An 18,173-nucleotide genomic window follows, 5' to 3' on the forward strand; every position below is an offset into this window, starting at 1 on the left:
TATGTGGGGCGACGGCCCGGGCCTCCAGGGCGTGGCCGAGCTTCTTGCGCATGAAGCCGCTGGTGGTGTAACGGGTCACCCGGGTATAGAAGCGCTCCTCCAGGCCGCGCACCATGGCCGTGTAGGCGCCCAGCACCGCGTCGTCGATGCGGCAGTGGTCGTAGTTGACCACCGCATAGACCCGCCGGCCGAGCGGTGCGAGCCGCGCCTCCACCTCGCGCTCGATGGCGTCCACGTCCGCCGGGGTCGTGATGCGCAGGTTCTCGAAGTCGATGAACAGCACCTCGCCCGCGGCGTCGAGGTGGAAGCGCTGGGCCAGCGGGCGCTCGAGCAGCATCTCGCGCAGCCCCATGGGCGCCTCCTGGAAGATACGCGGGTCCATCGTCGACGGCGGCGTGGGCATCCGCGGCGTGAAGCCCATCTGGGCCAGGATGTCGCGCTCGAGTTCCACCCCCGGGGCGATCTCGACGAGGGCCAGCCCCTCGGGTGTGAGTTCGAACACGCAGCGCTCGGTGACATAGAGCACCGGCTTGCCGTCGGCGGCGGCCAGGGTGCCGCTGAAGGTGCGCTGCTCCACCTCGGCCACGAACTTGGGCTGTCCGCCCTCGGGCAGGCGCAGGGTGCCATCGATCACCTCGAGCGCCTCCTGGCTTGCCGTGAAGGTGCCCATGAACACCACCCGGCGGGCGTTCTGGCTGATGTTGATGAAGCCGCCGGCGCCGGCCAGGCGGCTGCCGAAGCGCGACACGTTGACGTTGCCGGCGACGTCGGCCTGGGCCATGCCCAGGAAGGCGATGTCCAGGCCGCCGCCGTCGTAGAAGTCGAACTGGGCAGGCTGGTCGATGATCGCCTGGGTGTTGAGAGCGGCGCCGAAGTCGAGCCCGCCGGCGGGCAGGCCACCGATCACCCCGGGCTCGGCGGTCAGCGTCACCAGCTCCAGCACCCGCTCTTCGCTGGCCACCGCGCCGACCCCCTCCGGCATGCCGATGCCCAGGTTGACCACGGCGTTGGGCCTGAGCTCGAAGGCGGCGCGACGGGCGATGATCTTGCGCGCCGAGAGGGCCATGGGGGGCGGGGCGGCCATGGGCGTGCGCAGCTCGCCGGAGTAGCCCGGGTGGTAGGGGGTCTGGAAGGTCTGCCAGTGATGCTCGGGTTCGTCGCAGACCACCACGCAGTCCACCAGCACCCCGGGAATGCGCACCGCCTGGGGGGACAGGGTGCCCGGTTCGGCCAGCCGCTCCACCTGCACGATCACCAGGCCACCGGAGTTGCGCACCGCGGTGGCGATGGCCAGCGCCTCCAGCACCAGCGCCTCGCGCTCCATGGTCACGTTGCCCAGGGTGTCGGCGGTGGTGCCGCGCAGCAGCGCCACCTGCAGCGACAGCGCCGGGTAGAAGAGGTACTCAGCGTCGTCGATCGTCATCAGCCGCACGCGCTCCTCGGTGCTGATGGCGTTGATCCGCCCGCCCTCCAGGCGCGGGTCGACGAAGGTGCCGAGTCCCACCCGGGTCAGGGTGCCGGGCCTGCCGGCGGCGATATCGCGGAACAGGTGGGAGATCACCCCCTGGGGCAGGTTCCAGGCCTGGATGCGCCCCTCGATGGCGAGCCGCTGCAGCGCCGGCACCAGGCCCCAGTGGCCGCCGATCACCCGCCCCACCAGTCCCTCGTGGCCCAGGTGGTTGAGGCCGCGGCGCTTGCCATCCCCCTGGCCCGCGGCATAGATCAGGGTCAGGTCGCGGGGTGCGCCGGTCTCCAGGTAGCGCGCTTCCAGGGCCACCGCCAGGTGCTCGGCGAAGCCGATGCCGACGAAGCCGCCGGTAGCCACGGCGTCACCGTCGCGGATCAGCTCCACCGCCTCGCGGGCGGAGACCACCTTGCCCTTGGGGGTGAAGGGGCGGTCGGTGAGCAGCGGGTGGGTGCGACGTGCCATGGCGGGATCCCTCGGCGTGCGTTGTGGTTGTTGTGCTGGGTTGTGGTTGTTGTGCTGGACGGTTGTTGTGCCGGGCGCACTCCGGCGCCCCTGCATGTCACGTTAGCACGCCGCTCCGTCGAGCGAGGGGCATCGAGTCAGGCAGTTGCCAAGTGTTTCGCTCTGTCTGATACTGTATTAAATTACAGTATTTGTCGGAGGTGCCATGTTGCGCTCGCATCGGACGAGGGCCCGCGTTCTCGGTCGGGCCGTCGGTGAGGGGTCGGGACAGCCCCGGCCGCTGATGGGCTGCCGGGTGCGGGCCGGCTTCCCGAGCCCCGCCGACGACCACCTGGACGCCGAGATCGACCTGCACGCCCACGTGGTGAAGCGCCCCGCGGCCACCTACTTCGTGCGCGCCGAGGGGGATTCCATGCTCGGCGACGGCATCCACCACGGCGACCTGCTGGTGGTGGATCGCAGCCTGGAGCCGCTCCCCGGCCGGGTGATCGTCATCGCTTTGGAGGGGGAGCCCACCGTCAAGCGCCTGGAGCGGCGCGGCGGGGCGGTGTGGCTGGTGGCCAGCAACCCGCGCTTCGCGCCGATCCCCCTGGCCGGGCGCGAGTGCGAGGTGTGGGGGGTGGTTACCCATGTGGTGCACGACCTGCTGGGGCGGGTGCCATGATCGCCCTGGTCGATGGCAACAACTTCTACGTGAGCTGCGAGCGGGTCTTCGATCCGCGCCTGGCGGGACGCCCGGTGGGGGTGCTCTCCAACAACGACGGCTGCGTGGTGGCACGCTCCGAGGAGCTCAAGGCGCTGGGCGTGGCCATGGGCGCGCCGCGGCACCTGCTGCCGCCCACCGTGCGCCGCCGGGCGGTGCTGCTTTCCAGCAACTATGCGCTCTACGGCGACATGTCGCGGCGGGTCAACCGGGTGCTGGCGGAGTTCTCGCCGGACGTGGAGCCCTACTCCATCGACGAGAGCTTCGTGGGCTTCGACGGCTTTCCCGTGGAGGCGCTGGAGGTCCACTGTCGGGCGCTGCGCGAGACCGTGGGCCGCTGGACCGGTATCCCGGTGGGGGTGGGGGTGGCGCCGACCCGGGTGCTGGCCAAGCTGGCCAATCGGCTGGCCAAGCGCGAGCCGGCCTTCGAGGGGGTCTGCCGGCTCGACGCCGACGGCGAGGCGACCCGCCGGGCCCTGGCCGCCTGCCCGGTGGAGGCGCTCTGGGGCGTGGCCCGGCGCAGCGCCGAGCGGCTGGCGCTGATGGGGATCACCTCCGCCTGGGCGCTGCGCGAGGCCGACCCGCGCTGGGTGCGCAGCCGCTTCTCGGTGGTGATGGAGCGAATCGTCTGGGAGCTGCGCGGCCGCCCGGCCATCCTGCTCGACGACATGAGCGAGCCGCGCCGGCGCCTGCTGGTCTCGCGCTCCTTCGGGCGGCTCACCGGCGAGCGCCACGAGCTGGAGGCGGCGGTTCGCCAGCACGCCGCCCGGGCCGGCGAGAAGCTGCGCCGCCAGGGCAGCCTGGCCCGGGCGGTCCAGGTGTTCGTGCGCACCTCGCCCTTCCTGGCCGGCGAGCCCCAGTACCGCAACGCCGCCCTGGTGGCGCTGCCCGCGCCCAGCGCCGACAGCCGCGAGCTGCTGGCGGCGGCCCGCCGCGGCCTGGGGGCCATCTTCCTCGAGGGCTACCGCTACCAGAAGTGCGGGGTGATGCTGCTCGACCTGGTGGACGCCGAGCGTGCCCAGCCCTCGCTGCTCGAGACGCCGGCCGATGAGGCGCGCCGCACCCGCAGCCGGCGGCTGATGGCCACCCTGGACCGGCTCAACCGCGAGATGGGCCGCGACACCGTGCGCTTTGGCCTGCCCCGGGAGGGCAATGCCTGGGCGCTGCGCTGCGAGCGGCGCACGCCGCGCTACACCACCCGCTGGAATGAATTGATGCGGGTCAAGACTGGCTGATCAGGGGTCCAGACGTAGGGCGGGGTCTGGGGCCAGCCCGGTGGCGACTCCTCCCAGCTCTCCTGGCGGCCGTAGGGCGTCAGGTCCAGGTAGCTCCACAGGCTGCCCAGGTACTCGACGCCGCGCCGGCCGGTGAAGTAGGTGCGGAATACCCGCTCGCCGTCGCGCAGGAAGACGCTGACCCCGTGGCGCTCGCCGCGGTCGGTGTCCGGGGCGCAGCAGTCGTCGCTGGTCACGCCCATGTCGCGATTGAAGTCGCTGCCCAGGGAGGAGACCCAGGGCGGGTGATGCCAGCCCATGCGGGCCCGGTAGCGCTCGAGCTTGTCCAGGGGCGCACGGGAGACCAGCACCAGGCTGGTGTCGCGGGCGTGCAGGTGGGCGGGGTGGGTCATGGCGTCCACCACCCAGGAGCAGCCGTCGCAGCCCGCCTCCCAGTCGGGGCCGAACATGAAGTGGTAGACGATCAGCTGGCGGCGTCCCGCGAAGAGGTCGAGCAGGGTCAGAGGGCCAGCGGGCCCCTCGAAGGCATAGTCGCCGCGCACCTCGACCATGGGCAGCCGGCGGCGCGCGGCGCTCAGCCGGTCGCGCTCCCGGGTATGGGCCTTCTCCCGGGTGATCTGGGCGTCGAGGGCGGCGCGCCACTCCGCCTCGGAGACGATGGGGGGCAGGGGGGCGGTCATGGGGCGTTCTCCTCTCGGGTCAGGGTGAGCTGCCAGCCGTCTGTTGTCCGACCATAGGGTGTGGATAGGCGCCGTGTCGGCAACGGTCAACCACTCCACACCGATAGCCGAGCCCTATCGAAGCCATTGCCATGGTGATCTTTGACCTAAACTTTGCTTGAGGTCGTATCGTGCATCGCATCGAGCACCCAACAGGAGAGAAGGCGATGAGCGATACGATCAAGGTGGCCGTGATCTACGGCAGCGTGCGGGAAGGACGCTTCGGCGATACCGTGGGGCAGTGGGTGCTGGACCAGGCCCAGCGCCGGGAGGCGTTCGCCCCCATGGTGATCGACCCCGCCGCCTACCGTGCCCGGATCGGCCATGAGGGCGAGCTCAGCCCGACCCTCGAGACGCTGCGCCGCCTGCAGGCACGGCATGTGGCCGCCATTCCCTTCGAGAATCTCGATATCCTGCTGGGCCGCGGCATTGACATCTCTCCCCGGGCCGTGGAGACCAAGCTGATCGGCGCCCGCCGCGGCGGCTACTGTTTCGAACAGAATGCGCTGTTCAAGCGGGTGCTGGAGGCCATCGGCTTCCAGGTGGAGGGGCTGCTGGCACGGGTGCTGTGGATGGCGCCGAGCGATGCACCACCTTCGAGGCTCGCTACGCGCTGAGGAATGCCCGTCTGACGGTGAGGACGCCTGCAGGCGAACAGACCCAGCGGGAACTCGGGGTGGAGGAACTGGAGACGGTGCTGCGCGAGACCTTCGGCCTGCCGGTGGAAGAGAGCTGGCGTGCCATGCTCGAGCATGCCGTGGCGCGCCGCGCGAGAGCCTACCTAGCCAATCCTGGCCGCGGCACCGGCAGCCGGCCCCCCGCCGCGATGGAAGAGCACGGTACCGAGCGCCACCAGCAGCGCGGCCAGGCCGAGGTTGGGGGGTGGGGCCTCGCCGAGGGCCAGTACCGCGATCAGGGTGCCGACCAGCGCCGCCACCATGCCGATCTGGCTCAGGTAGACGGGGCCGGCGAGCTTCTGCAGCACGAAGTAGAAGAGGTAGAGCACCGAGAACACGGCGACCTCCACCAGCAGCAACCGCAGTGCGTCGCCGGTGGTGATCAGCGCCCCGAGCTGGCCGGGTTCGAACAGCAGTGCGAAGGGCACCAGCGTGACGGCACCGCCGAGCATCATCAGCGCCGCCAGGAACACCGGCGAGCTGCCCTCGGGCCAGCGCAGGGTGCGGTAGATGTTGCCCAGCGCGATCACCAGGGGCATGGCCAGCACCAGCAGGACCCAGCCCTGGGCATCGCCCGCGCCGCCGGCCTTGGCCATGGCCAACACCAGCCCGCCGGAGAGTCCCAGCAGCACGCCCAGCAGGCGCAGGGCGCGCAGGCGCTCCAGGCTCAGCCAGACGGCCAGCACCCAGGTGATCAGGATCGGAAAGGCGAAGCTGAGCGAGATGAAGCCCGCTCCGACATGCCGTACCGCGAGGAAGGCCAGGGCATTGGGCACGGCGAACAGGGCCCCGGCCACGGCGGCATACTCCAGGGTGCGACGGTTGAACGCCATCGGCTGACGTTGCAGCGCCCCGATGGTGCCCAGCACCAGGCTGGCGCCCGCCATGGCCGCCATCAGGAAGGTCAGGCGCGGCGCGCCGGCCTCGTCGGCCAACTTGGCGACGACGAGCGACAGGGCGAGGAAGGTGCCGACCAGCAGCAGGCAGCCCAGGGCGTAGAGCCCGGCCCGATCTGTCCCCTTGTGCGATAGAGTTGCGTTCGACATCATCCATCCTCCCATGGCTTGGCGGAAAGTATCTTCTCGCCGAGTATCTTATCATCAAGATAAAAGTATCTTAGCATCGAGATAAAGGGTCGGCAATGAACAGAGTGAAATCGGCGATCGCCCAGTGGCAACGCGAGATGCCCGGCCTCGATCTGCTCCCGATGGAGGTGGTCGGTTACCTGAAGACCAGCCAGTTGATCACGCGGAGCCAGTTGGAGGCCTTCTTCAAGGCCCATGGCCTGCAGGCAGGCGAATTCGATGTGCTGGCGACCCTGCGCCGTGCCGGCGCGCCCTATGCGCTGACGCCGACCCAGCTGTTCGAGACCCTGATGGTCTCGTCCGGGGGCATGACCAACCGGCTGGATCGCCTGGAGCGGGCCGGGTTGATCGTGCGCACGCCCAACCCCGAGGACCGTCGCGGCACCCTGGTCTCGCTGACGGAACCGGGGCTCGCGCTGATGAACCGCCTCGTGCCGCTGCATGTGGAGAACGAGGCGCGCCTGCTCTCGGCCCTGAGTCGGGAAGAGCAGGCAACCCTGGGCAGGCTGCTCGGCAAGCTGCTCGACGGCCTGGAGAGGGAGGACGAGTAGCGCGCTGCAGCGTCGGTTCGCCGGGGGCCGAGTGCTGCCGAGATGGTCGGCAGCGACGGCAGGGTGGATGAGGGCTCGATCGCGTCTCGAAGCCGGCGGCGATCCGGACTACCCTTATCGGATGCCGGGAGACGCTCTTAACAACAAACGGACCGAATCATGCCGGATCCCTTCGACGAAGCTGCGCTGGATTATCACGCGACCCCCACGCCGGGCAAGCTGGCGATCGCCACCACCAAGCCCATGGACACCCAGCGGGATCTCTCGCTGGCCTACACGCCGGGCGTTGCCGCGGCCTGCAAGGCGATCGTCGCCGATCCCCACCAGGCGGCCATGCTCACCGCCCGGCAGAACCTGGTCGGCATCGTCACCAACGGCAGCGCCGTGCTGGGGCTGGGCGACATCGGACCGCTGGCCGCCAAGCCGGTGATGGAAGGCAAGGCGGCCCTGTTCAAGAAATTCGCCGGGATCGACGGTTTCGGCATCGAGATCGACGAGCGCGACGCGGAGGAGTTCGTCCGCACCGTGGCGCGCCTGGCGCCGACCTTCGGCGGTATCAATCTGGAAGACATCAAGGCGCCGGAGTGCTTCGTCATCGAGCAGGCCCTGCGCGAGCGCATGCAGATCCCGGTGTTTCACGACGACCAGCACGGCACGGCGATCATCGTCGCGGCGGCGATACTCAACGGCCTGCGGGTGGTCGGCAAGCCGCTTGAACGGGTCCGGTTGGTCGTTGCCGGTGCCGGCGCGGCCGCCCTGGCCAGCCTGAACCTGTTGACCGACCTGGGGCTGCGCAGGGAACACGTCCTCGTCGCCGACAGCGCCGGCGTGATCCACCAGGGGCGCAGCGAGGCGCTCAACCCCTGGAAGGCCGAGTACGCGGCGGCGACCGAGGCCCGCACCCTGGCGGAGGCCCTCGAGGGGGCCGATATCTTCCTCGGCCTGTCGGTCCCCGAGGTAGTGACGCCGGACATGGTCGAACGCATGGCCGAGCGGCCGCTGATCCTGGCGCTGGCCGAACCGCGCCCGGAGATCCGGCCGGAGCTGGTCCGGTCCGTGCGCCCGGATGCGATCCTGGCCACCGCGAGTGCCGAGTACCCCAACCAGATCAACAGCGTGCTCTGCTTTCCCTACCTGTTCCGTGGCGTCCTGGACGTGGGTGCCACCACCATCAACCCGGCCATGACGCTGGCCTGCGTTCACGCCATCGCCGATCTGGCCCAGGCCGAATCGTCCGATGCGGTGATGCGTGCCTACGGCGATCAGCTGCTGCGCTTCGGCCCCGACTACCTGATTCCCAAGCCCTTCGATCCGCGCCTGATCCTGCGGATCGCGCCGGCGGTGGCCAGGGCCGCCATGGACTCCGGCGTGGCCACCCGGCCGATCGAGGACATGGACGCTTACGTCGAGCGGCTGACCGCCTTCGTCTACGGCTCCAGTTCGGTGATGCGGCCGCTGTTCGAGAAGGCCAAGCGGGGTCCCAAGCGGCTGGTCTATGCCGAGGGCGAGGAGCACAAGGTCCTGCAGGCCGCCCAGCAGGTCGTCGACGAGGGCATCGCCTTTCCCCTGCTGGTCGGTCGACCGGAGATCATCGCCCAGCGCATCGAGCAGCTCGGCCTGCGCCTGGAGCCCGGCCGGGACTGCGAGATCGTCAACCCCCTGGAGGACGAGCGCTATGCCGAGAGCTGCGCCCTGTTGCATCAGCGCGCGGGGCGGCTGGGTGTCTCGGTGCAGGAGTCCAGGACCCTGGTGCGCACCGACGCCACCGTGGTGGCGGCGCTGATGGTGCAGCGCGGCGCTGCCGATGCCATGCTGTGCGGCACCGTGGGACGCTTCCAGCGCCATCTGGAGCGGGTGCGCCAGGTCATCGGCCTGCGCCATGGGGTCAGCGACTTCTCCACCGTGACCGCGCTGATCCTGCCGACGGGGACCTATTTCCTCTGCGATACCCATGTCACGCCAGATCCCAGCGAGGCGCAGATCGTCGAGATGACCCTGCTGGCGTCCGCCGAAGTCCGCGCCTTCGGCCTGACGCCGCAGGTGGCGCTGCTGTCGCGCTCGCACTTCGGCACTCACAACAGCCCCTCGGCGTGCAAGATGCGTGGCGCCCTGCACCGGCTGCAGGAGGTGGCGCCCGACCTCATCGTGGAGGGCGAGATGAACGGCGAAACCGCAGTCTCCGAGGAACTGCGCCAGACTTTCTTCGGCGAATCCGTGCTCAAGGGGCCGGCCAATCTGCTGATCATGCCCAACGACGATGCCGCCCATATCGCCTACAGCCTGCTCAAGGTGCTGGGCGGCGGCGTGGCGGTGGGCCCCATTCTGCTCGGCGTGGCCAAGCCGGCGCATATCGTGACCCAGACCACCGGCGTCCGGGGCCTGGTCAACATGAGCGCCATCGCCGTCGCCGAAGCCCAGATGGGCGCCAGGAAACGCGCCCCGCTGCAGGCGCGGACGGTGTGACGCCATGGACTATCCGCTTCCCTTGTGCAGCAGTCGCGACCGCCAGCTCGCCCGGCAGCTGATCGAGGACAGCGAGCTGCGCTTCGAGGCCGGGTTCGATGACCTGGTCGGCCTCTTCCGTGACGGTCGCCTGGCCGCCTGCGGCGCCCGTCACGGCCGGGTGCTGAAGATGCTGGTGGTCGCGCCCGAGTACCGCGGCGAGGGCCTGATCGGCGAGATCATCACCGAGCTGATGCGCCTGGGCCAGGCGGCCGGCGAGGACGGCTTCTTCATCTTCACCCGTCCCTGTGCGGTCGATGCCTTCGTCGGCCTGGGCTTCAAGCCCCTGGCCGAGACCGGCAAGGTGACCCTGCTCGAGCACGGCCATCAGTTGCACCGCTATCTGGCCGAGCGCGCGCCGCTGATGCGTTCCGGCAACAACGCCGCGGTGCTGGTCAATGCCAACCCCTTCACCTTCGGCCATGCCCATCTGGTCGAACAGGCCGCCCGGATCGCCGATACCGTCTACGTGTTCGTGCACCGCGACGGCCCCTATCTGTTCCCGCCCGCGCTACGACTGGAACTGGCCCGGCGCGGCGTGGCGCACATCAGCAACGCCGTGGTCACCGATACCGGCCCCTATCGGCTGCGGGCGGAGGCCTTCCCCAGCTACTTCCTGGGCCCGGACGACGATGCCGAGCGCATCCGGGTGAATCTGGAAGGCCAGCTGTTCGGCCGCCATATCGCCCCGGCCTTCCATATCCGCACCCGGGTGGTCGGCTCGGAACCCCTGGACCCGGCTGGACGGGGCTACAACCAGTTGATCCGACCGGCGCTGGCGGAAGGGGAGATCCGCCTGGTGGAAATCGACCGCACCCAGCGCAGTGGCCTGTGGATCAACACCCGGCAGGCCCGCAAGGCGCTGCGCGACGGCGACGTCACCCGCCTCGCCGCCATGGTGCCGGAAGCCGTGCTGGCCCATCTGAGAACCCCCGAGGTGCTCGACCTTCTTTCCGCTGACCGAGACGAGGCACGCCATGCGCATCAGTAAGAAGGCCCAGGCCGGCACCATGCAGTCCAGCGATCTGATCGTGCAGGTCGAACCGGCCGAGGAGCTGCTGGTCGAGATCGAGTCCACCGTGCAGCAGCAGTTCGGCCATCTGATCGAGGCGCGGGTCCGGCAGGTGCTCAAGCGCCTGGGGGTGGCCCAGGGGCGGATCAGCCTCTCCGACCGCGGCGCGCTGGACTACGCCATCGATGCCCGGGTCGAAGCGGCGCTGCGCCGCGCCGCTCAGGAGTCCGCCCGATGAGCCGGCCGCAGCTGCGTCGCAGCATGCTCTACGTGCCCGGCAACATGCCGTCGATGCTGCAGAACATCCCGGCATTCCCGTGCGATGTCTGCATCATCGACCTGGAGGACGCGGTGCCGCGCAGCGAGAAGGACGCCGCCCGGCTGCTGTCGCGCCGCTTCATCGAGAGCTATACCCAGCGCAACAAGGAGATCTACGTCCGCATCAACGCCCTGGATACCCCCTACTACCGCGACGATCTGGCGCAGATCCTGCCGGCCATGCCGGACGGGGTGCGCCTGCCCAAGTGCGAACAGCCGTCATTCGTGCAGCGCCTCGACGATCTGCTCACCGAGCACGAGGAGTACCTGGGCTGCGAGATCGGTCGCTTCAAGATCATCGCCTCGGTGGAGAGCGCCCAGGGCATTCTCAATGCCAACGAGACGGCGCGCGCGTCCGACCGCCTGGTGGCGCTGGGCTTCTCGGCCGAGGACTACACCGCCAACCTGCAGGTCGACCGGCCCAAGACCGGCGACCACCTGCTGGTGCCGCGCCAGCTGCTGCTGATGGCCTGTCGCGCCGCCGGTATCCAGGCCATCGACACGGTGTGGGCGGACGCCACCGACCAGGACGGCTTCCGGCATGAATGCGAGCATATCAAGGTGCTCGGTTTCGACGGCAAGTCGCTGATCAACCCCCGCCAGATCGACATCCTGCACGAGGTGCTGGCCCCCAAGCCGGAGGAGATCGACTATGCGCTGCAGGTGGTCGATGCCATCCAGCGCGCCCGCGAGCAGGGCACCGGCGTGGTCTCGCTGGGCGGCAAGATGATCGATGCCCCGGTGGTGGCCCGCGCCGTGCGCATGCTGCTGGCCGCGAAATCCCTCGGTCTGGTGGACACCGACATCGACGAGAGCGTCATCTACGGAGCCGAATCGCCGTGATCAAGAACAGCCTGGGCAGAGAGTTTCCGGATACCCTGTTCGGTCGTCCGCTGCGCCCCTACCGCGATCCCTTCTCGTTCATCCCCGAGGGGCGCCAGGCGGCGCGGCCGATCCGGCGGGTCAACCCGGGGGGCAACAAGCTGCTGGGGTCGCTGCGCGAGGCCATCGAGGCCTCCGGCCTGCGCGACGGCATGACCATCGGCACCCACCACCACCTGCGCAACGGCGATCAGGTGCTCAACACCGTGGTCGCGGAAATCGCCGCCATGGGCATCCGCGACATCACCATCGCCGGCTCCTCGGTCCATCCGGTGCACGAAGTGCTGATCCCCTACATCCGCGACGGCGTCATCACGCGCATCGAGTGCGGGGTGAACGGCGCCATCAGCCGTATGGTCTCGACCGGCGAGCTGGACCTGCCGATCATCACCCGCAGCCATGGCGGGCGGGTGCGGGCGATGATGTGCGGCGACATCAAGGTGGATGTCGCCTTCATCGGCGCGCCGACCTGCGATGCCTACGGCAATATCTGCGCCAGCCGCGGGCCTTCGGCCTGCGGCGTGGTCGGCTACGGCCACTCCGATGCCGACTTCGCCGACTGCGTGATCGCGGTCACCGACAACCTGGTGGCCTATCCGGCGCAGCCGATCTCCATCCCGCAGAACAAGGTCGATTACGTGGTGGCGATCGACTCGCTGGGCGATCCGGCCCAGATCGTCTCCACCACCACCCGGGTGACCACCGATCCGATCGGCCTGCAGATCGCCAAGTATGCCTCCACCGTCATCGAGCTGTCGGGGCTGCTGAAGAACGGCTTCTCCTTCCAGACCGGCGCCGGCGGGACCTCGCTGGCGGTCGCCGCCAACGTGCGCGACCTGATGCGCCGGCAGGCCATCACCGGCTCGTTCGGCGCCGGCGGCATCACCGGCTATTTCGTCGAGATGCTGGAGGAGGGCCTGCTCGAAGCGCTGTTCGATGTGCAGAGCTTCGACCTCAAGGCGGTGGCCTCGGCCGGGCGCAACCCGGCCCACATCGAGATGAGCGCCGACATGTACGCCAATCCGTTCAATGCCGGCTGCGTGGTCAACAACCTGGACTGCGTGGTGCTCGGCGCGCGCGAGATCGATGTCGACTTCAACGTCAACGTCAACACCGAATCCGACGGCCGCCTCTCGGGCAACACCGGGGGACATGCCGACACCGCCGCCGGCGCGAAGCTGTCCATCGTCGTCGCCCCCTCGATCCGTGCCCGCTTGCCGATCGTGCGCGATGAGGTGACCACCATCTCGACGCCCGGCGCGACCATCGACGCGGTGGTCACCGAACGCGGCGTGGCGCTCAACAGCCGCTACCAGGCCCTGGCCCCGGAACTGGCACGGCGCGGCGTGCCGGTGAAGCCGATCCACCAGTTGCGGGACGAGATCTACGCCATCACCGGCATCCCGCGGCCGATCGAGTTCACCGACCGCGTGGTCGGCCTGATCGAATACCGTGACGGCTCCATCACCGATGTCATACGCCAAGTTGCAGGCTGAACTGCTGGCCGCCCGCGACGCGCGCGAAGCTTTGTTGGTCACGTTGCTGGCCGAGGGGCCCGGCACGCTGATCTTCGCCAGCACGGCGATCCCCGGCCCGGACAAGTCACCGCCCGGCAGCCTGGCGCTGTTCGAGCAGGGCCTCGAGCGACTGGAGCGCAGGCTCGGCGCGTCCCGACAACTGGCCGGCGGCCACGACCGGCTCGGCCCCTATCGGGTGCTGGCAAGCCCAGCCGAGCCCCGCCGGGTCAAGCACCTGTGCCTGGCCATCGAAACCCGTGAGCCGGCCGCCCGGCTGCTCGATCTCGATGTCTACGACGGCAGCGGTGCCCGCATCGGCCGTGCCGATCTCGGCCTGGCCCCCCGACGCTGCCTGCTGTGCGAGCAGCCGGCCAGTGACTGCATCCGCCTGCGGCGCCATGCCATGACCGCGATACTCGCTCATGTCCACAGCTTGCTCCATGCGCTCGACCACCGCCTGCCTGGCTGAGGCGCTGAGCGCCGGGCTGCGCAGCGAACTGGACCTGACGCCCAAGCCGGGACTGGTCGATCGCCGCGACAGCGGCTCCCACGACGATCTCGACTATCACCTGATGTGCCGCTCGATCACCCTGCTGGAGCGCTATTTCGCCGATTGCGTCGGTGCCCTGCACGCCGGCCATGACATCGAACGGCTGCGCGAACTCGGCCTCCTCGCCGAGCAGCGCATGTTCGCCCGGCTGGGGACCAATACCCACCGCGGCGCGATCTTTCTCGGTGGCCTGCTGCTCGGGGCGGTGCATGTGGCCGCCGGCACCGAGCCCCGAGTCGTCAGCGACGCGGTGGCCGAGTGCGCCCAGCGCCTGTTCGCGCAGCGGCTGCCGCACGGCACTACGGGCGAGGCGGTGCGCGCCCGCTATCGCGTCGGCGGCATCGTCAGCGAGGCGCTGAACGGCCTGCCCGCGGTGTTCGCCGTCGGCGTCCCCGCCCTGCAGGGGGCGCGACGGCGGGGCCTGAGTGACCGGGACTCGCTGTATGTCGCCATGGCGCGGCTGATGCAGACCGTGGAGGACACCACGGCGCTGCGCCGCTGCGGACCGGCCGGCCTCGCCCGCCTGCGCCGCGACGGGGCCCGCCTCGAACGCCTGCTCGACGAGGGGGACGACCCCATCCCGTTTCTGGTCGAGTGCAACCGGCACTACCGGGCACGGCGCCTGACCATGGGCGGAATCGCCGACCTGCTGGGGATCTGCGTGGCCTGGACCCGGTGCATCGCGGAGCCCAGGCACTTCCCAACGCAGCAGACGGCTTGTCAGTCTGGACGGGGAGCCGTCTGAGCGGGATGCCGGCTGATGGTGGAGGTGGAAGCCCGCTTGAGGGCGCGGGGCTGCGCCAAGCTGAACCTCCTGGTCCGCGCCGGCAACGCCGAGGTCATGGCCTTCTACCGTGCCCTGGGCTATGTCCAGGACGAGGTGGTCAGCCTGGGGCGGCGGCTGATCCCGGATCGGGAGTAGCCCTAACCCAGGGGGCGCATCATGGCCAGGACGGGGCATGCAGGGTTGTTTTCTTCTGCTATGGCTTGCAGCCATTCATCTGGCAGCCACGCATCGAGAGGGCAGATAGCCGCCGGATTGCCTTCGAACACCCGGTTCGCAAAAGCATCGACTTGATATTGTTTGATTCTCATTGGGAAGACCCCCTCCTCGGTGGGCCGTAGTTCTCGCGCGTGTAGACCGGCCGAAAGCCTGCCCGGGTGATGTTCCCGTAGGAGTGCTGCGGGTCGCCCTCGACCGCTTCCCCCGTGGCCGTGATCAGCGTGCGGCAACCCTGAGCCGCGGCGTGGCGCAGGCGGACAGCCATCAGGGTGCGCTGGCTGCCTCGCATGCGATGGTCGGGATCGGTCGCACCGAAGTCGAACCAGCCGAGGTTGCCGAGGACATGGAGCCCCCCGGTGCCGATCGGGGTGTCGCCCTCGAAGGTCATGAAGAGGTGCCAGTTCGGTTTCTTCGCAAGACCGTGCACCACGCCGCGGAATGCCTCCGCCAGGTCGAAGCCGGTGCAGACGATGCGGGCGAATTCATCGGCGTCGGCCGCGCTCTCGACTCGGCGGACGGTGAAGGGCAGGGCCAGCGGCTCGGTTGAGGAGGATGTTCGTCGGGTCACGCTCGGCGATCGACACCAAGGCACCACCGATCACCGTCGTGCGCAGGCCGAGGGCGGCGCGCGTGTCGGCATCCGCGACGCCATGCATGTCCTCGAGCACCCGCCGCTCGATCGTTTCAATGAAAGACGGTCTCTTGCCTGTCATGTTCCTGGCCTCATGTGCTGTCGAAGCGCCGGAGCTCGCTGCATGGGTTGGCCCCGTCGGTCTAGGGCCTGAGCACCCAGTAGTCGTTCATGGTGTCGTGCGGCAACTGATGCACCTCGATGTGGCCGAAGCCGGCCTTGCCGAAGTACTCCCGCGCCTTCTCGCGGCCCCACATCGTGCCCAGTCCCTCACCGCCCTGGGCGAGCGAAACGCTCATGCAGTGCATGATCGACAGGGTGTAGAGCAGGGTGCCCATCGGGTGGTCGCGATCGCCATGATGGTGGCTCGAGGAGTGGATGTCCTGGGCCAGGTAGATGCCCTCCTCGCGCAGGGTCCGGCGAATGCCCTTGAGCAGGTTGAGCGGCTGGGCCTGGTCGTGGATGGCATCGAAGGTGGTGACCAGGTCGTAGCATTGCGCCGGGGCCGTGCGGTCGAAGTCGCTGAGGTCGCGCTGTTCGAAGCGCAGGTTGGCCAGGCCCCGGCGTGCGGCACGCTCCGAGGCCCAGTCGATGGCCTCCGCGGAGAGGTCGTAGCCGGTGAAGCGGCTGGTGGGGAAGCGTTCCGCGAGCTTGATAAGCGCCAGGCCGCGGCCGCAGCCCAGGTCGAGCACCTCGATGCCTCGCTCGAGCCTGCCCGGTAGCTCCGGGACCAAGGGCAGGATGGCGTCCAGCAACGCAGGCAACACCGTCTGGCCGCTGTCCTCGGCCATCACCTGGTGGAAGCGGGCATAGCGCGTGTACGGCACGCCGCCGCCGTGGCGGAAGCACGCCAGGACATCGTCCTCGACCTGGCCCATCAACGGCAGGTACTGGGCGAACACGGCGAGATTGGCTTCGCCACCATCGGTCAGCAACGCGGCGTGCTCGGGCGGCAGGCGGTAGGTCATCGCCTGGGGGTCGTGCTCGACCAGCGCGGCAACCGTCGCGCCGCCCAGCCACTCACGCACGTAGCGCTCGTCGAGATGGACCTTGGTGGCGAGCTCGCCGCTGGTCACCGGCTCGCCGTCGGCGAGTTGGGCCAGCAGGCCGCTGCGGTGAGCCAGCGAAATCAACTGCAGCATGGCGCCTTCATTGAGTGCCTGCACGAAGCGGGCCTCGAAGGCGGCGGCGCGGGAAGCGTCGAAGGGGGTGGAAGGTTTGGGCTGGGCGGTCATGGAGTTATCTCCTCGGGGCTGTGAGTGCATCGGAGACTGCATTCTGGCGCTCCCGTCTGCGCTACACTGAAGCCCCCACGGACAGAAAACGGCCGTTTCCGCCATGTCCATGCAGAAGCCCACCATCGCCCTGCTGGCTATCCCGGAAGTGGCCGCTTCTACCCTCTATGGTGTCTTCGATGTCTTCGCCGCCGCCGGGCGTGACTGGCCCGCCCTGATCGAGGGCAAGCCCGGCGAGCCGCTCTTCGTGCCGCAGGTGGTCGCCCGCACCGGCTCCCGCGAGATGACCATCGCCAATGGCGTGCGCATCGTCCCCGACGCCGGCCTGGACGAACGGCCCGACGTGGTGTGCATTCCCGAGATCATGCTGCCGCCGGATGCGGTGCTCGAGGGTCGCTATGCCGCCGAGATCGCGTGGATCAAGCGTTGCCATGACGCCGGCGCCATCCTGGCGACTGCCTGCTCGGGTGCCCTGTTGCTGGCCGAGGCGGGGCTGCTGCAGGGCGAGGACGCCACCACGCATTGGGCGTACTGCGATGTGCTGGGGCGCTACCAGGGTGTCCGGGTGCATCCCCATCGCGCGCTGGTGGTCGGCGGCACCGGCGGTTGTCTGGTCATGGCCGGTGGCGGCACCTCCTGGAGCGATCTGGCGCTGTATCTCGTCGCCCGCCTGGCCAGTGTCGACGAGGCGATGCATCTCGCCAGGCTGTTCTTGATCGACTGGCACGACGCCGGCCAGTTGCCCTTTGCCATGCTCGCGCGTACCCGGCAGGCCGAAGATGCCGATATTGCCCGTTGCCAGACGTGGATCGCCGAGCACTACGATGAGGCCTCGCCGGTGGCCGCGCTGGTACGGATTTCCGGACTCAGCGAGCGCAGCTTCCACCGGCGTTTCAGGAAGGCCACCGGCCTGTCGCCCATGGAGTACGTGCACACCCTGCGCCTGGAAGAGGCCAAGCAGATGCTGGAGACCGAGAAGACGTCCGTGGAGGCCATCGCCGAGGCGGTGGGCTACGAGGACGCCGCCTTCTTCGGCCGGCTGTTCCGGCGCAAGGTCGGCCTGACGCCGGCCCAGTACCGGCGCCGTTTCGGGGGCCTGCGCAAGGCCCTGGTGGGGTGAGGGCGGCGGGCTATCCTCATCCGTTCACACGGCCGGCGCATGGGCGCGACGGGGTCGCCGACTCAGTCGTCGGGGCACTCCTCTACCGGGCCTTGGGCCCGGCGTGCTTCCAAGGCGCCTTGGGCGTCCATCTTCAGCGGCAGGCGCAGCGCCCAGAGCAGGTCGTCGCGCCGGTAGCCCAGGTCACCGAGGATGGCGTCGTCGTACTCCAGCAGCGTCAGTACGCTCCTGCGGAAGCGCCGGCGGCGGCGATAGGCCCACCACCAGTGCTCCAGGGCATGGATCAGCCCCAGCGGCGGCATGGCCGGCATGTAGAAGTCCAGCCTGGGTGGTGGCGGCGGCGGTGGCGGCGTCTCCTGGGTGGATTCGGGGCGGGGTAGCGGTTCGTACTGGCTCATCTGGCACCTCCCTCCGGGCAGCCATGGGGTGGCTGCCGGTCGTGGTTCTGGATGGATGGGAGGGTCGCGACCTCTGGGAGTGAGCATGGGCTCGCTCTTTTGATC

Annotated in this window: 20 protein-coding genes; 13 read left to right on the forward strand and 7 right to left on the reverse strand. The window is 69.3% G+C overall.

Annotation, left to right across the window (positions count from 1 at the left end; all coding sequences use genetic code 11):
* Positions 1 to 1,930: CoA-transferase (locus tag J5F18_RS05380; protein WP_346301295.1), on the reverse strand; the 1,930-nt coding region annotated here is incomplete at its 3' end.
* 205 nt (positions 1,931 to 2,135) lie between these two features.
* Between J5F18_RS05380 and umuD the strand changes: the two genes are divergently transcribed.
* Positions 2,136 to 2,594, forward strand: coding sequence for a translesion error-prone DNA polymerase V autoproteolytic subunit (umuD, locus tag J5F18_RS05385; protein WP_346301296.1), 459 nt, complete (start codon positions 2,136 to 2,138; stop codon positions 2,592 to 2,594).
* Positions 2,591 to 3,868, forward strand: coding sequence for a Y-family DNA polymerase (locus tag J5F18_RS05390; RefSeq protein ID WP_346301297.1), 1,278 nt, complete (start codon positions 2,591 to 2,593; stop codon positions 3,866 to 3,868). The genes umuD and J5F18_RS05390 overlap by 4 nt, the downstream gene beginning before the upstream one ends.
* Here the strand turns inward: J5F18_RS05390 and J5F18_RS05395 are convergent.
* Entirely contained in the window at positions 3,823 to 4,548 is a 726-nt protein-coding gene (locus J5F18_RS05395) for a DUF899 domain-containing protein (RefSeq protein WP_346301298.1), read from the reverse strand. The genes J5F18_RS05390 and J5F18_RS05395 overlap by 46 nt on opposite strands.
* A gap of 206 nt (positions 4,549 to 4,754) precedes the next feature.
* On the opposite strand from J5F18_RS05395, the gene J5F18_RS05400 reads away from it, so the two are divergent.
* The gene (locus tag J5F18_RS05400; RefSeq protein ID WP_346301299.1) at positions 4,755 to 5,204 is read left to right on the forward strand and encodes an arylamine N-acetyltransferase; all 450 of its coding nucleotides are present in this window, start codon (positions 4,755 to 4,757) and stop codon (positions 5,202 to 5,204) included.
* 164 nt (positions 5,205 to 5,368) lie between these two features.
* Here the strand turns inward: J5F18_RS05400 and J5F18_RS05405 are convergent, their stop codons facing one another.
* Positions 5,369 to 6,310: a DMT family transporter gene (locus J5F18_RS05405; RefSeq protein WP_346301300.1), complete on the reverse strand. Its 942-nt coding sequence runs from the start codon at positions 6,308 to 6,310 to the stop codon at positions 5,369 to 5,371.
* 95 nt (positions 6,311 to 6,405) lie between these two features.
* On the opposite strand from J5F18_RS05405, the gene J5F18_RS05410 reads away from it, so the two are divergent.
* From J5F18_RS05410 to J5F18_RS05450, 9 genes are all read left to right on the forward strand, one after another.
* Complete coding sequence (locus tag J5F18_RS05410) at positions 6,406 to 6,900, forward strand: MarR family transcriptional regulator (protein WP_346301301.1); 495 nt, start codon at positions 6,406 to 6,408, stop codon at positions 6,898 to 6,900.
* 159 nt (positions 6,901 to 7,059) lie between these two features.
* Positions 7,060 to 9,363, forward strand: coding sequence for an NADP-dependent malic enzyme (locus J5F18_RS05415; RefSeq protein WP_346301302.1), 2,304 nt, complete (start codon positions 7,060 to 7,062; stop codon positions 9,361 to 9,363).
* Between the two features lie 4 nt (positions 9,364 to 9,367).
* A complete protein-coding gene (locus J5F18_RS05420) occupies positions 9,368 to 10,393 on the forward strand; it encodes a hypothetical protein (protein WP_346301303.1) in 1,026 nt (341 codons plus the stop codon).
* The gene (gene citD / locus J5F18_RS05425) at positions 10,380 to 10,652 is read left to right on the forward strand and encodes a citrate lyase acyl carrier protein (protein ID WP_346301304.1); all 273 of its coding nucleotides are present in this window, start codon (positions 10,380 to 10,382) and stop codon (positions 10,650 to 10,652) included. The genes J5F18_RS05420 and citD overlap by 14 nt, the downstream gene beginning before the upstream one ends.
* A complete protein-coding gene (locus J5F18_RS05430; protein WP_346301305.1) occupies positions 10,649 to 11,575 on the forward strand; it encodes an aldolase/citrate lyase family protein in 927 nt (308 codons plus the stop codon). The genes citD and J5F18_RS05430 overlap by 4 nt, the downstream gene beginning before the upstream one ends.
* Positions 11,572 to 13,110 carry a citrate lyase subunit alpha gene (gene citF / locus J5F18_RS05435; protein ID WP_346301306.1) on the forward strand — a complete coding sequence of 513 codons (1,539 nt, stop codon included), beginning with the start codon at positions 11,572 to 11,574 and terminating at the stop codon, positions 13,108 to 13,110. Before J5F18_RS05430 ends, citF begins: the two co-directional genes overlap by 4 nt.
* A complete protein-coding gene (gene citX, locus J5F18_RS05440) occupies positions 13,085 to 13,600 on the forward strand; it encodes a citrate lyase holo-[acyl-carrier protein] synthase (RefSeq protein WP_346301307.1) in 516 nt (171 codons plus the stop codon). Before citF ends, citX begins: the two co-directional genes overlap by 26 nt.
* Positions 13,554 to 14,426: a triphosphoribosyl-dephospho-CoA synthase gene (locus tag J5F18_RS05445; protein WP_346301308.1), complete on the forward strand. Its 873-nt coding sequence runs from the start codon at positions 13,554 to 13,556 to the stop codon at positions 14,424 to 14,426. Before citX ends, J5F18_RS05445 begins: the two co-directional genes overlap by 47 nt.
* Positions 14,427 to 14,441: 15 nt before the next feature.
* Positions 14,442 to 14,603 carry a hypothetical protein gene (locus tag J5F18_RS05450; protein ID WP_346301309.1) on the forward strand — a complete coding sequence of 54 codons (162 nt, stop codon included), beginning with the start codon at positions 14,442 to 14,444 and terminating at the stop codon, positions 14,601 to 14,603.
* 2 nt (positions 14,604 to 14,605) lie between these two features.
* Here the strand turns inward: J5F18_RS05450 and J5F18_RS05455 are convergent, their stop codons facing one another.
* The 3 genes from J5F18_RS05455 to J5F18_RS05465 all read right to left on the reverse strand — a co-directional run bounded on the left by J5F18_RS05455 (position 14,606) and on the right by J5F18_RS05465 (position 16,550).
* Positions 14,606 to 14,776, reverse strand: coding sequence for a PhzF family phenazine biosynthesis protein (locus J5F18_RS05455; protein ID WP_346301310.1), 171 nt, complete (start codon positions 14,774 to 14,776; stop codon positions 14,606 to 14,608).
* On the reverse strand, positions 14,773 to 15,252 hold the full coding sequence (locus J5F18_RS05460) for a GNAT family N-acetyltransferase (protein WP_346301311.1): 480 nt from the start codon (positions 15,250 to 15,252) through the stop codon (positions 14,773 to 14,775). The genes J5F18_RS05455 and J5F18_RS05460 overlap by 4 nt, the downstream gene beginning before the upstream one ends.
* A 206-nt stretch (positions 15,253 to 15,458) precedes the next feature.
* Entirely contained in the window at positions 15,459 to 16,550 is a 1,092-nt protein-coding gene (locus tag J5F18_RS05465) for a methyltransferase domain-containing protein (RefSeq protein WP_346301312.1), read from the reverse strand.
* 103 nt (positions 16,551 to 16,653) lie between these two features.
* On the opposite strand from J5F18_RS05465, the gene J5F18_RS05470 reads away from it, so the two are divergent.
* The gene (locus J5F18_RS05470; RefSeq protein ID WP_346301313.1) at positions 16,654 to 17,670 is read left to right on the forward strand and encodes a helix-turn-helix domain-containing protein; all 1,017 of its coding nucleotides are present in this window, start codon (positions 16,654 to 16,656) and stop codon (positions 17,668 to 17,670) included.
* A gap of 62 nt (positions 17,671 to 17,732) precedes the next feature.
* Here the strand turns inward: J5F18_RS05470 and J5F18_RS05475 are convergent, their stop codons facing one another.
* Positions 17,733 to 18,068: a hypothetical protein gene (locus J5F18_RS05475; protein ID WP_346301314.1), complete on the reverse strand. Its 336-nt coding sequence runs from the start codon at positions 18,066 to 18,068 to the stop codon at positions 17,733 to 17,735.
* Positions 18,069 to 18,173 lie beyond the last annotated feature (105 nt).

The sequence above is a fragment of the Halomonas sp. BM-2019 genome, from assembly GCF_017584085.1.

Coding starts and splice junctions, on each gene's coding strand:
- umuD (WP_346301296.1), top strand. CDS start 2,136: ATGTTGCGCTCGCATCGGACGAGGGCCCGCGTTCTCGGTCGGGCCGTC.
- J5F18_RS05390 (WP_346301297.1), top strand. CDS start 2,591: ATGATCGCCCTGGTCGATGGCAACAACTTCTACGTGAGCTGCGAGCGG.
- J5F18_RS05395 (WP_346301298.1), bottom strand. CDS start 4,548: ATGACCGCCCCCCTGCCCCCCATCGTCTCCGAGGCGGAGTGGCGCGCC.
- J5F18_RS05400 (WP_346301299.1), top strand. CDS start 4,755: ATGAGCGATACGATCAAGGTGGCCGTGATCTACGGCAGCGTGCGGGAA.
- J5F18_RS05405 (WP_346301300.1), bottom strand. CDS start 6,310: ATGTCGAACGCAACTCTATCGCACAAGGGGACAGATCGGGCCGGGCTC.
- J5F18_RS05410 (WP_346301301.1), top strand. CDS start 6,406: ATGAACAGAGTGAAATCGGCGATCGCCCAGTGGCAACGCGAGATGCCC.
- J5F18_RS05415 (WP_346301302.1), top strand. CDS start 7,060: ATGCCGGATCCCTTCGACGAAGCTGCGCTGGATTATCACGCGACCCCC.
- J5F18_RS05420 (WP_346301303.1), top strand. CDS start 9,368: ATGGACTATCCGCTTCCCTTGTGCAGCAGTCGCGACCGCCAGCTCGCC.
- citD (WP_346301304.1), top strand. CDS start 10,380: ATGCGCATCAGTAAGAAGGCCCAGGCCGGCACCATGCAGTCCAGCGAT.
- J5F18_RS05430 (WP_346301305.1), top strand. CDS start 10,649: ATGAGCCGGCCGCAGCTGCGTCGCAGCATGCTCTACGTGCCCGGCAAC.
- citX (WP_346301307.1), top strand. CDS start 13,085: ATGTCATACGCCAAGTTGCAGGCTGAACTGCTGGCCGCCCGCGACGCG.
- J5F18_RS05445 (WP_346301308.1), top strand. CDS start 13,554: ATGTCCACAGCTTGCTCCATGCGCTCGACCACCGCCTGCCTGGCTGAG.
- J5F18_RS05450 (WP_346301309.1), top strand. CDS start 14,442: ATGGTGGAGGTGGAAGCCCGCTTGAGGGCGCGGGGCTGCGCCAAGCTG.
- J5F18_RS05455 (WP_346301310.1), bottom strand. CDS start 14,776: ATGAGAATCAAACAATATCAAGTCGATGCTTTTGCGAACCGGGTGTTC.
- J5F18_RS05465 (WP_346301312.1), bottom strand. CDS start 16,550: ATGACCGCCCAGCCCAAACCTTCCACCCCCTTCGACGCTTCCCGCGCC.
- J5F18_RS05470 (WP_346301313.1), top strand. CDS start 16,654: ATGTCCATGCAGAAGCCCACCATCGCCCTGCTGGCTATCCCGGAAGTG.
- J5F18_RS05475 (WP_346301314.1), bottom strand. CDS start 18,068: ATGAGCCAGTACGAACCGCTACCCCGCCCCGAATCCACCCAGGAGACG.